10 protein-coding genes are annotated in these 13,009 nt (G+C 47.5%); 1 reads left to right on the top strand and 9 read right to left on the bottom strand.

All coding sequences use genetic code 11. The annotated features are described in order from the left end of the window. The first annotated feature begins 319 nt into the window (after positions 1 to 319). Complete coding sequence (locus AC2TF5_RS02510; RefSeq protein WP_491300740.1) at positions 320 to 1,576, top strand: MFS transporter; 1,257 nt, start codon at positions 320 to 322, stop codon at positions 1,574 to 1,576. 159 nt (positions 1,577 to 1,735) lie between these two features. Here AC2TF5_RS02510 and ligA read toward each other — a convergent pair whose 3' ends face one another. From ligA to rfbC, 9 genes are all read right to left on the bottom strand, one after another. Beyond that, on the bottom strand, positions 1,736 to 3,748 hold the full coding sequence (gene ligA, locus AC2TF5_RS02505) for an NAD-dependent DNA ligase LigA (RefSeq protein ID WP_491300738.1): 2,013 nt from the start codon (positions 3,746 to 3,748) through the stop codon (positions 1,736 to 1,738). 52 nt (positions 3,749 to 3,800) lie between these two features. Further along, entirely contained in the window at positions 3,801 to 6,128 is a 2,328-nt protein-coding gene (gene pcrA / locus AC2TF5_RS02500) for a DNA helicase PcrA (protein WP_491300736.1), read from the bottom strand. A gap of 117 nt (positions 6,129 to 6,245) precedes the next feature. Continuing rightward, entirely contained in the window at positions 6,246 to 6,941 is a 696-nt protein-coding gene (gene pcrB / locus AC2TF5_RS02495) for a heptaprenylglyceryl phosphate synthase (protein WP_491300734.1), read from the bottom strand. Positions 6,942 to 7,116: 175 nt separating this feature from the next. After that, positions 7,117 to 8,517 (bottom strand): undecaprenyl-phosphate glucose phosphotransferase, encoded by a 1,401-nt coding sequence (locus tag AC2TF5_RS02490; protein ID WP_491300732.1) that lies wholly within the window; start codon positions 8,515 to 8,517, stop codon positions 7,117 to 7,119. Beyond that, positions 8,514 to 9,425: a glycosyltransferase family 2 protein gene (locus tag AC2TF5_RS02485; RefSeq protein WP_491300730.1), complete on the bottom strand. Its 912-nt coding sequence runs from the start codon at positions 9,423 to 9,425 to the stop codon at positions 8,514 to 8,516. Before AC2TF5_RS02485 ends, AC2TF5_RS02490 begins: the two co-directional genes overlap by 4 nt. Positions 9,426 to 9,529: 104 nt before the next feature. After that, a complete protein-coding gene (locus AC2TF5_RS02480) occupies positions 9,530 to 10,459 on the bottom strand; it encodes a glycosyltransferase family 2 protein (RefSeq protein ID WP_491300728.1) in 930 nt (309 codons plus the stop codon). Positions 10,460 to 10,543: 84 nt separating this feature from the next. Beyond that, positions 10,544 to 11,422 carry a dTDP-4-dehydrorhamnose reductase gene (gene rfbD / locus AC2TF5_RS02475; RefSeq protein ID WP_491300726.1) on the bottom strand — a complete coding sequence of 293 codons (879 nt, stop codon included), beginning with the start codon at positions 11,420 to 11,422 and terminating at the stop codon, positions 10,544 to 10,546. Next, positions 11,422 to 12,441 carry a dTDP-glucose 4,6-dehydratase gene (rfbB, locus tag AC2TF5_RS02470; protein ID WP_491300724.1) on the bottom strand — a complete coding sequence of 340 codons (1,020 nt, stop codon included), beginning with the start codon at positions 12,439 to 12,441 and terminating at the stop codon, positions 11,422 to 11,424. The genes rfbD and rfbB overlap by 1 nt, the downstream gene beginning before the upstream one ends. 14 nt (positions 12,442 to 12,455) lie before the next feature. Continuing rightward, the gene (rfbC, locus tag AC2TF5_RS02465) at positions 12,456 to 13,004 is read right to left on the bottom strand and encodes a dTDP-4-dehydrorhamnose 3,5-epimerase (RefSeq protein ID WP_491300722.1); all 549 of its coding nucleotides are present in this window, start codon (positions 13,002 to 13,004) and stop codon (positions 12,456 to 12,458) included. Positions 13,005 to 13,009: the final 5 nt, after the last annotated feature.

Raw genomic sequence — 13,009 nt, 5'->3', positions numbered from 1 at the left:
CCGCTCTTCGTCGTTGATATTTCATATCAGCGCCTCAGCAGCGTAGGTTTACATTATATCAAGTGTTTCGATTGCTGTCAACACTTTTTTCGACAACTTTCGACGCCGTGTAAATCTGATGATTAGCTTGCGTCAAAAGCGACAAGAAATAATATACCACGCTGAAAGATATTTATCAAGCTTTTTTGCAAAATAAATTTTCCAAGGCGAAGTCATCCTCATTATAAACATAAAAATGAATTGATTTCCAGTTCGAAAGGTTTTAAGGTAAGTTCATTGCTTCATATCACCTTATATTATATAGAGAGGAGATGACCTGATGTCGGATAAACCGCTGATTCTGAACAATACCGCCTCTCCATCCAAGCCCATCCAAAACAACACACAGCAGGCTACGGTATACAAGATATTACTTGCAATCAGCTTTGTGCATTTGTTCAATGATTCAATCCAGTCGGTGATTCCCGCTATTTTTCCTATATTAAAAGACAACCTACTGTTGACGTTCACTCAGGTTGGGTGGATCTCGTTCGCCATCAACTTCACTTCATCCATCATACAGCCGGTTATTGGCTATGCTGCAGACAGGCGACCGACACCGATTCTCCTGCCCATTGGCATGTGTTTCACTTTTGCCGGAGTTTTTATCCTGGCTTATGCAGACTCTTACTTATTCGTGCTCTTCTCGGTGGTCTTGATTGGTCTCGGGTCTGCAACGTTTCATCCAGAAGGGATGCGTGTTGCCCACATGGCTGCGGGTATGCGCAAGGGGCTGTCCCAATCGATTTTTCAGGTGGGAGGTAATGCCGGGCAATCTTTAGCTCCCCTGCTCACCCGATATGTGTTCATTCCTTTCGGTCAAGTTGGCGCACTTGGATTCACGATTGTGGCCGCTGCAGGCATTGTTGTCCAGACATATGTGGCCCGTTGGTACAGAAGCATGCTGGACGCAGGCTATACGTTCAAAAAAAGAACTGGCGCCCGTCTCATGGATCCAGCCCGGCGCAAAAGCATCCGAAACGCAACCTTCATTCTGGTCACCCTGGTGTTTGTTCGTTCATGGTACGGCGCTGCCATCAGCAGCTACTATGCTTTCTATTTGATGGATGCATATAAAATATCTATAGATAACGCACAAATTTACATCTTCTTGTTTTTGGCTTCAGGGGCCGTCGGAACATTCCTCGGCGGTCCGCTGGCCGACCGCTTTGGCCGCCGAAATCTGATCATGTTGTCCATGATCGGAACAGCACCGATCGCGATTGTCCTACCGTTCGCCTCGCCTTTCTGGGCTGCCGTGCTGCTCGTGATTGGCGGATTCATCCTGCTTTCAAGCTTTTCCGTTACTGTTGTGTACGCCCAAATGCTGCATCCAGGCAACATCGGTACCGTCTCCGGCCTAATTACTGGCTTTGCGTTTGGTATGGGCGGTGTAGGTTCGCTTGCACTCGGGAGTCTCGGGGATGTATGGGGGATCGGAAACGTGATGATCGCTGTAGGATTCCTGCCGCTGCTTGGTCTGCTTGCCCTGCTCCTTCCGGGAGATGCTCAGCTTGACCGTTGGTCTACAGAGTAACTCGACTAGTTCCCTGAGGAAAGGGAAATGCAATCAGAGGTTAACAGCTTACCGATAACAGAATATGCTAGGTGAGTAAGCTTGCTAGTAAGAGGCTCATGTCAAAAAAGACACCTTCACTTGCGCAAATAAGCGCTTGAAGGTGTCTTTTTCAATTATCTATTCATTTAACAAGCGTACGAACTCATTTTCATCCTCAATGACCTGAATACCGAGCTGCTGGGCTTTGGCGAGTTTGCTGCCTGCTTTCTCCCCGGCGATCAAGAGATCGGTCTTCTTCGATACGCTGCCAGTAACCTTCGCACCAAGGCTCTCCAGCCGTTCTGTCGCTTCCTCACGGGTAAGCAAGTGGAGCGTGCCGGTTAGGACAACTGTTTTACCGCTGAAAAAAGAATCTGTACTCACAGGGCGCGGCGCTTCCGGCGCTTTAGCCTGAACTCCCAGGGATAACATCTTCTCAATACTTGTTTGTGCAAACGGATCGGCAAAATATCCGGCGATACTTTCCGCCACAATACCACCGACATCAGGTAAACCTACCAGTTCCTCCGCTGTGGCCGCCATCACCAGATGGAGATCGCGATAGTGATCCGCTAGCATTTTGGTCGTGGACTTACCGGTGTTCGGAATACCGAGTGCATAAAGGAAAGATGCGAGATCCCGCTCCTTGCTCTTCTCGATGGCATCCAGCAGGTTCTGCGCTTTCTTCTCCCCAAATCGCTCAAGCTTCACAAGGCTGTCAAACGACAGAGTGTACAGATCGGCCGGCTCACGCACATTTAGTTCCTCGTACAGCTGATTCGCTGTTTTGTCGCTGAAGGTTTCAATGTCCATGGCATCACGTGAAGCAAAATGGGTGATCCGCGCGATGGTCTGCGGTTTGCAGCCCAGCTTGTTGTTGCAGAATAAATGCGCACCCCGCTGCTCCAGTGGGAAACCGCATGCTGGGCACTGCTCTGGATAGATGATTTCCTCACCGTCATTCTCCTCCGTAACCTTGCCGAGAATTTCGGGGATCACGTCGTTAGAACGGCGAATGAACACGCGCGCGCCGAGTGCGAATTTGAGGTTTTTGCGTTCAATGTCACCGACATTGTTCAGCGTGCAGTTCTGCACCGTCACACCTGCCAGCTCTACCGCTTCCACACGGGCGAGCGGCGTGATTTTGCCGGTTCGGCCTACGTTCCAGGTAACTGATTCCAGAATCGTTGTTGTTTCCTCAGCCTCAAATTTATAAGCAACAGCCCAGCGAGGAAATTTATCCGTATAGCCAAGCGCTTCGCGGGTACGGATGTCCGTTACCTTCAGAACCGCTCCGTCAATCAGGTAATCCAGTTCTGATCGGCGTGCTTCGATGTCAGCCAGCTGCTCCATGACGTCGTCAAAGTTCTCGAAATAGAAAATGTACGGATTCACCTTGAACCGGTTGTCGCGCAGGAAATCCATCATTTCTTTGTGATCGTTGAACGTGATGTCATCCGAATAACCTACATTGTAAAAATACGCACTGAGTCTCCGCTCTGCCGTCACCTTCGGATTCAAGTTCCGCAGTGCGCCGGCTGCAGCGTTACGGGCGTTCTTAAGCGGTTCAGCTGCCGTCTTATTGTAGTCCTCCAGAACGCTCAGGTTCATAATGCCTTCACCCTGCACTTCGATCGTACCTTCCGTATAAGGAATCGTGAGCGGCAATGATTTAATCGTCTTGACCTGAGCCAGTATTCCCTCACCAACCGCACCGTTGCCCCGGGTGGATGCCTGAACCAGTTTACCGTCCCTGTAAGTCAGATTAAGTGTAAGTCCGTCAAACTTCAGTTCCAAAGCATAACAAGGGGTCGGCAGAGGATTGTCCGGATTTTTAGTATTGAAGTCATTGACCAGCCTGACCACACGTTCATGCCAAGTACGAAGTTGCTCGATATTTTGAGCCTTGTCGAGACTCCAAAGCGGAGCCAAATGGCGGTGCGGTGCAAAGCCCTTTAAAATATCTCCGCCCACCCGCTGTGTCGGCGAGTCCGGAAGCGCGGTTCCGGTTTCCTTCTCCAGTGCTACCAACTGATCGTAAAGGACATCGTATTCCTTGTCGCTCACAAGCGGCTGATCCAGCGTGTAGTAATGGTAGTTGTAATTGTTCAGCTCCGCGATGAGCTTCTCCATCTTTTCCTTGAAATCCATGCAGGGGCAAGCCTCCTTCGTATTTATGCTTAAATCAGCAAGTCTGTTGTCTCTATTCCACTTTCGTAATCGGTGCAAAACCAGCCAGCAGACGCTTAACACCGACAGGTGCCGGGAACGCGATCTGCAGCTCCATATCATTGCCCGATCCTTTTACGGAGACGATTGTTCCAGTCCCCCACTTGCCGTGGGCTACCTTATCGCCGGCCTTGAATCCATCCGAGCTGCCAGCAGATGTCGCCGGGCGGGTTGGCGCTCCCGTTGTAACCGTCACGCGGCTCTTCTGGGCTGCTGCTGCGGAAGCCGTTGAGCCTCCGAGCGATAAATCCTTGGAGCGGCCTCCTCCGAAGTTGCTGCCTCCCCCGCTGCCGAAGCCGCGTCCAGCATATGAGCCACCAACATTGCCGCCCCGACGGTAGCGATCTTGAGCCATTTGGGTGTCTTCTTTCAGCTCATCCGGAATTTCCTCCAGAAAACGGGAAGGCGGGTTGGCGGTCGTTCGGCCAAACAAGGTCCGCATCCGTGCACAGGAGAGAAACAGCTGCTTCTCCGCACGGGTAATACCAACGTAAGCCAAACGGCGTTCCTCTTCCAGCTCTTCGTTATCCGAAAAGGTACGGCTGTGCGGGAACACGCCCTCTTCCATACCGATGATGAACACGACAGGAAACTCCAGACCTTTGGCGCTATGCATTGTCATAAGTACGACGGCATCGCTGCGATCCTCTTCCTCATCATTCATGGAATCGATGTCGGCAATAAGCGCAAGATCGGTGAGGAACGAAACGAGGGATTTGTCCTCGTTATTTTTCTCAAATTCCTGCGTAACAGACAAGAACTCGTCAATGTTCTCAAGTCGGGATCTGGATTCAATCGTATTCTCTGTCTGCAGCTCCGTCCGGTATTGGGACATCTCCAGTATTTTTTCCGTCAGCTCGGTTACCGACAGGAACTCGACCATTCTGTTCAATGCTGCAATCATATCGTAAAACTCGACCAGTGCGTTGCGGGTACGGCCAGCAAACCCGAGGTCGTCCACCACTTCAAGCACACGGAAGATCGACGTTCCACGTTCACCAGCCGCAGCAGCCAACTTGCCAACGGTCGTGTCACCGATGCTTCTTTTCGGCACATTGATGATCCGCGTCAGGCTAATGTCGTCATCCGGGTTGGAAATCAGCCGCAGGTATGCGAGCAGATCCTTGATCTCTTTGCGATCGTAGAACTTGATGCCGCCGACGATCTGGTAAGGGATATCCGACTTGATCAAAATTTCCTCGATTACCCGGGACTGGGCGTTGGTACGGTACAGAATGGCATGGTCTTGATAGGACTTACCTGTTTTCACGTTTTTGTTAATTTCAGAAGTGACAAAATAGCCCTCGTCATGCTCCGAATCACCGCGGAACACCTTAATCTTTGGCCCTTCTCCCTGCTCGGTCCACAGGTTCTTGGGCTTACGTCCTGTATTTAGAGCTATGACCTTGTTCGCCGCGTTCAAAATATTCGAAGTGGAACGGTAATTCTGCTCCAGCAAAATCGTCCGCGCCTCCGGATAGTCCTCTTCAAAGTTCAAAATGTTGCTGATATCTGCTCCGCGCCAACGGTAAATGGATTGGTCACTGTCACCCACCACGCAAATACGATGATGGCTGTCAGCCAGCATGCGGCACAGCATGTACTGCGCCCGGTTCGTGTCCTGATACTCATCAACATGAATGTATTGGAACTTGCGCTGGTAGAAGTCGAGCACTTCCGGTACTTCCTTAAACAGCTGGATCGTTGTCATGATGAGATCGTCGAAATCGAGGGAATTGTTGCTCTTGAGACGTTTTTGATATTCGATGTATACCTTGGCAACGAGACTTTCAAAATAATCGCCCGCTTTTTGCTCATACTGCTGTGGAGAGATAAGTTCATTTTTGGCCGCACTCATCGTCGCAAGAATCGCTTTTGGTTCGAACTTTTTAGTATCGATGTTGAGATGCTTCATACAATTGCGGACAACCGACAGCTGGTCGGTGGAGTCCAAAATGCTGAAGTTTGAGGTGAATCCGATCCGTTCGATATCTTTGCGGAGGATACGCACACACATCGAGTGGAATGTAGATACCCAAATGTCTCGACCCTCATTGCCGACAAGTTTGGATACCCGCTCCTGCATCTCTCGGGCGGCTTTATTCGTAAAGGTTATAGCTAAAATGCTCCATGGCGGGGCTTTGCGCGTAGCGATGAGATAAGCAATCCGGTGCGTAAGCACTCGTGTCTTGCCTGATCCGGCTCCGGCCATAATAAGCAGCGGTCCGTCAGTCGCTTCAACGGCTTTCCGCTGCTCAGGGTTGAGGCGCTGGACGGCCTCTTGTATGTTAATGGGCTGCATAGGTTCAGTTGCCTCCTATTTGTATAGAGTAAATGAAAGTCTCAAATGAGTACTATTATATAGTAGAAAAGTCTGTCTTTGGGAGCTTGCGAGATGAGTTGTACTTGATTAATCCAATTAGCCTTTCACAGCTTTAACTGTTTCTAGTGCCTGAGCCAAATGATCATAAATTACGTTGCCGACCACTACGGTATCTGATACGGAAGCCGCTTCAGCTGCTTGTTCAGCTGTCGTAATCCCGCCGCCATAGAACAGTTGAGCGTTATCCAATGATCTGCGAACTGTACGCACCGTATCCATATCGCCAAAAGTACCGCTATACTCCAGATAGACAACCGGCAGGTTCATCAGCTTGTCCGCAATTTGGGCAAAAGCCGCCGCTGATTCTTCGCTGATCTGTGCCTCTGCTCTGGTAAGCTTGGCTACCGTGGCATCCGGGTTCAGTACAATATAGCCCTCGGTGACCACCAGATCCCATGGAATCATATATCCATAACGCTCGATTCCCTGGCGGTGACGTTCCAGGATCCATGTCGGGTCAGGCGTGTTAAGGACCATCGGAACCATATACAGGTCAAAACCAGGCACAACCGCCTCCAGATCGGATACCTCCTGTACACACGGAAGCTCGTAGCGGCGTACGCGTGACATCAAATCTACAGTATTTTCATAGGTCACTCCTGTAGAGCCACCCACCATAATCGCATCGGTTCCCGACATGCATATCTCATCCAGTGCGTCATCATGGATCTCTTTCTCGGGATCGAGCTTAAATACATGCCTCCAAGGCTTTATTATTTCTTTCAACGTCATTCCTCCACGTTAACGGTCTACTACTAAATTAAGTCTATGATAGCAACGTGAGCAAGTCAATTTATGTTCGCATAAAATGCGAACATTTTTATTGGTAATGGGATCACCCGCAAGCAAAATGCCCGTCATCCCTTATGAAAAGGAAACGGGCATATATTGAAGCTAAATGTTTAGATTAGTATGCATTTTTGAAGCCGTTGCGGATGGTTCGCAGAATGATTTTAATATCAAATAATATCGACCAGTTCTCAATATAGAAAATATCGTGTTTGATCCGTTCTTCTATAGAGGTATCTCCCCGTAAGCCGTTGCTTTGGGCCCATCCGGTGATGCCGGGACGCACATGATGCTTGACCATGTACTTCGGAATCTCTTCACGAAACTGCTCAACATAGTAAGGGCGTTCCGGACGGGGACCGACCACGCTCATATGGCCAAACAACACATTAAAGAACTGCGGTAGCTCGTCGAGACTGGTTTTGCGTAAGAATGAGCCGAACTTGGTGCGACGCGGGTCATTCTCGACCGTCCAACCAGTGTCCTCCACTCCCTCCGGTAAAAGCTTCATCGAACGGAATTTATACATATAAAATGTACGACGGTTCAATCCTACCCGTTCCTGCTTAAATATGACCGGACCTGGGGACGTCAGCTTCACTCCGGCGTATATACATGCCATCACTGGCAAAGTGATCAGGATCGCCACGAATGAGAAGGCGATGTCAAACATTCGTTTAAACAGACGGTTCCCCACCAGATCGAGCGGAATGTCGCGCACATTAATCATCGGCATCCCGGCAAAGTTATCAAATATCGGCCGGGCAGGCAAGAAGTCGAAAAAATCCGGAATGATGAGCGTACGAACACCGGCTTTTTCACAGGCTGCGATGATTTCTAGGTATTTGTGATGGGCGTTCAACGGGAGCGCTAGGATAACTTCGTCAATCATCATCTGATCTAAGACGGAAGCAAGTTTGTCGACGGTACCTAAAATCGGTTTGAAATGTTTAGCCTCTTCCTCGTTCCACTGTTGGTAGTCATCGAGAAAGCCGATCACTTCATACCCGAGCTCTGGGTACAGCCTTAGGTTGTTGTAAAAAGTTTTTCCCAGCGTACCTGCACCAACGATGAGAACAAACTGGCGGTTAAACCCCTTTTCGCGAAAATGATTTAACATCTTCTTCAGGAAGTAACGGTACAGGATGATATTCACAACGTTTAGCGTCATATAAATCGCCAGGTACCAACGGGAGATATTGACCTCTTTCACAAAAAACATCAAGCTAAGCAGAATAAACATGCCGACAAAGTGAGTCTGGAATATTTTCAGAAATTCATCAGCATAACGTTTCTTACGTTTCGGAGAGTACACTGCTAACATAACTCCAACTACAATTGCTACTGCTCCGTAAACAAGACTCCACATCGCATAAGATTCAATAGGAATTGGCTTCTCGTAAGGAATCCATCCACTCTCGAATTTAATCCACCATGCCAGAAGGAAAGAAACCTGTATGAAAGCGAAGTCCGAAAGCATATATAGCTTAGTAAGAAATCTTTGATTTTTGCGGATCATAGCTTCACCTCAGCCTGGTGATCAGAAGTTAATGACGTGGCCGGACGAACTGCCTTTAACCGATTGAACAGCAGTGCGAGAATTAGTTTGAGTCCAATGCCTGCATAGACTGTCCCGTTTACAAATATGTTGTATCGTTCGCGGTAATGCTTACGGTGGAACAGAATCATGGCCCGATGGAATTCATAGATGATCTTTACAGGTCGACGGCGAGCGCTGCCGCCTTTGAAATGAATGATGTGCGTCAGCGGATAGTAGTGAATTCCCCAGCCCGCCTCCTTGATGCGGTAACACCAGTCAATATCTTCACCATACATAAAAAATTCCTCATCAAGTCCCCCCACTTGCTCAATCGTCTCGCGGCGAACCATCATAAAGGCGCCCACAAGGCAGTCCACAGGATACTCTTGATCCGGATCGAGATAGCCCAACTGGTATTGGTTAAACCTCGGCTTGTCCGGGAACAGCTTGCTCAAACCGAAAGCATAATAAAAAGAAGCCGATGGCGTAGGGAAGCCTCTTTTGCAGGCTTTATCCAGCGAGCCGTCCGGCAGGAGCACTCTGCAGCCTGAAGCTCCGGTTATCGGGTTCTTGTCCATAAATGCGATCATGATATCCAGCGTATCTTCAAGCACAACCGTATCGGAGTTAAGCAGCAAGATATAACGCCCTTGGGCGATGTCCATTCCCTGGTTGTTGGCTTTGGCGAACCCGTTATTATCCGAGTTTACGATCAGCGTGACCTGCGGGAATAACTCAAGGATCGTCTCCACAGACTTGTCTTCCGAATGATTGTCGATGACGATGACCTCAAAGTTGTATTCCGTCTTCGAGGCAAATACTGAATGCAGACAATCCACTGTCAGCTGACAGGTATTGTAGTTAACGATTAGGATACTTATATCCATAACATGACTTCTCCTGCCAAAATTAGTAATCTATCGTCATTATAGCATATTAGAGGTAGGTGTCAGGGTAAGATTATATTGTACAGTTGATCTACAGCAGCAGTTTATATGTACTTTACTAATACCAAAAACTTAAACAATATATTTTCAACTAAAGATTGTCTGTAAAGTTTAGATTGGCTTAAATATCTGATTCGATCGATTAGCCTAGGACGTGCCTGTAAAAACAGATCCAGTTGCTCTTTTTTCTCCGGCGTTAATTTCATACCATAAACTCTTTCAAATTCCAACGCTTGATGGAACAACAGGTGTTTACCAAAGTGTTTTCTAAAGCTATTGAATTTATCTTTTAGTTTCTGGATCAGCGAGTTGCTGCCACCAACAAAGTTGTTTCCATGCTGACGATACATCATGGATGGCTTTTCCTCGTAAATAACCGTTCCAAATGCGGACACTAAGATGTAAAACCACCAGTCGTGCATTAATATTTTGCTTCTATCAGGCTGATGGTTCTCCAGGAAGAAGTTTCGGGAGTCTTTATTGAAAGTAATAGTGGCCCCGACTGCGATATTTTGTACCAATGCATTGTAAAAAGAGGGCTCTCTGGAAGGGGACTGCGGCCACGTACCTTTACTATTCAATTTATCATCTGTTAGCTGCGTTGAAGTAAATACCATAGCCGGTTCACCTACATGCGATATGGTGTCCAGATGAGTTACCGCGGACTTCACTTTATAATCAAACCACACATCGTCCTGGTCACAGAAACAATAGAAGTCAGCTTCAGAATCCGAATGAATCAAAAGCTCAAAAAAACTGCCGATTACACCTATATTAGACCCAGTGATCATCTGAATCCGACCCGGATAGAATTGCATAAGTTGCTGTACGATGTATATGGTTCCATCTGAAGATCCGTCATCACGAACAAGGACAGACACATCCGGATAACTTTGCTTCATAATACTTTCAATCTGTTCTGAAATGTATCGCTCACCATTATAGGCGGACAACAAAACTTGTACTCTTTTCACGCACCCGAACCTCCCAAGTAGCGAGCCATACAAAATAAAAAGCCCGATCATACAGATCAGGCTCGTTCAATCGCTGTATTTATTTCAGTATAGTTCAGGGTTATGTTTCATATCCAGTAAAAACTCCTTTAACGCCTCTCGCCAATGTCGAAAGTCATCAAACTCGTTGTTTCGAATAGCAAAGTGCTCCAGCACCGAATTTCTGGGTCTCGGAGCTGGCCGAGGAAACTCATCAGTCGCGCATGGTTCTAACTTAGCGGAAAAAGACAAGCCGAGCAGTTCATGTGATTCTTCAAAAATGGCCTTCGCAAACTCATGCCATGTACATGAACCGCTATTGGAAGCATGATAAACCCCGTACTTTTCTGTAGCTATTAAGTCCAATAAAAAACGGACTAAATCAACTGTATAGGTAGGTGATCCTTTTTGGTCGTTTACAACCTGAAGGAGAGGTTTCTCCTGCCCAAGACGCAACATGGTTTTGACAAAGTTACTTCCATAAGGACCGAAAACCCAAGAAGTTCTTACAATGAACCATTTGGAGCACAGACTTTGAACCAAGGACTCCCCGGCCCGTTTGGATTTTCCGTAGATTGTTTGAGGATCTGTATTATCATACTCATGATAAGGGTGAACGGCCTTGCCATTGAAGACGTAGTCCGTACTAATATAAACCAGTTTGGCCCCGACCTGCTCAGCCGAAAACGCAATATTACGGGTTCCTATTGCATTAACCAGGTATGCTTCATCAACGTTCGTTTCAGCCGCATCGACCGCTGTGTAAGATGCACAATGAATAATGGCGTCGGGAAGATAAGCAGATATCATCTGCTGGCATTGATCCATATTCGTGACATCCAATTCCTCTCTGCCACAACCGATAACCTGGTGACCTGCCTCACCAAAAAGCGAAACAACATCCTGTCCAAGCTGACCCTGAGCGCCCGTTACAAGTACCTTCATCAGGATCCACCCAAACGCCTACCGTATTGTCTCGTTACATACTCACGATAAACGCCCGATTGAATTCTTGTCCACCAATCCTTATTGTCAAGATACCACTGAATTGTTTCCTGAATACCTGTTTCGAAGTTATATTTAGGCTCCCACCCCAGCTCCTTCATAATCTTGGTCGGATCAATGGCATAACGGCGATCGTGTCCAAGGCGATCCTCCACGAAAGATATGAGAGATTCCGGTTTCCCGAGCTGCTCCAAGATCGTTTTGACGATATGGATGTTCGTCCTCTCGTTATTCCCTCCAATGTTATACACTTCCCCATTACGCCCTTGATGAATAACAAGATCAATGGCGCTGCAATGATCCTCGACGTACAGCCAATCGCGTATGTTCAAGCCATCACCGTAAATAGGGAGCGCGTCGTCACTCAAAGCACGGGATATCATTAATGGGATTAACTTTTCAGGGAATTGATAAGGGCCATAGTTGTTCGAACAGCGGGTTATATTAACTGGCAAACCAAATGTCTCATGATATGCCCTGACCAGTAAATCTCCTCCCGCTTTGCTTGCGGAATACGGGCTATTCGGTGCGAGCGGTGTCGTTTCAGAAAAAAGACCGTTCTCTCCTAGTGAGCCGTAAACTTCATCTGTAGAAACTTGAACAAACTTAGTTGCGCCGTATTTCTTAGCCGCATCCAAAAGTACCTGAGTACCTAATACGTTAGTGTTCACAAACACTTCCGGCTCCAAAATACTTCGATCCACGTGAGACTCAGCTGCAAAGTTAACAACCACGTCGATCCCCTGCTGGAAGACTTGATCTACGGCTTGTTTGTCTGCAATATCAGCCTTAACGAATGAATAATTAGGATCATTTTCAATGGATTTTAAGTTCTCGAGATTTCCCGCATACGTTAGCGCATCCATATTAATAATGTGATAGCTCGGATGCTGCTGCATCATATATAAGATAAAATTACTGCCAATAAATCCGGCACCGCCGGTTACAAGAAGTTTCATCTTGAAAAGCCCCCCTACTCAAAATTCACTTCTGCATCTTGTAGTAATGGATGCCGCTGATCTTTGTCAGACAGAATTGGGTTGGATGTTGGCCAATCAATTCCCAAAGCTGGATCATTCCATAGTATGCCGCGATCATGTTCAGGGGAATAGTACTCATCCACTTTGTAGAGTACTTGCGTGTTCGGTACAAGCGTGCAGAAGCCATGGGCAAAGCCTTTAGGAACAAGTAGCTGGCGCTTGTTGTACTCGCTTAGAATGACGCCGGTCCACTGTCTATAGGTGGGTGAGCTTTTACGTATATCTACGATGACATCGTAAATGGCTCCTGTTAGGACGCGGATAAGTTTCGTTTGAGCTTTGGGATTAAGCTGGTAGTGAAGCCCCCGAATTACTCCGGGTTCTAAGGACAGGGAGTGATTGTCTTGGATGAAGTTGTGATTTATGCCATGTTCATGAAATATTGTTGCGTTGTAACTTTCCATAAAAAAGCCCCGGTCGTCACGATGAACTACCGGTTCCAATAAACTTACACCATTTAATTTTAGAGGAGTTTTTTTCATTACAT

Source organism: Paenibacillus sp. JNUCC 34 (assembly GCF_058269055.1).
Note: the sequence above shows the minus strand (reverse complement) of the source record. Positions and strands in the feature narration are given on the sequence as shown.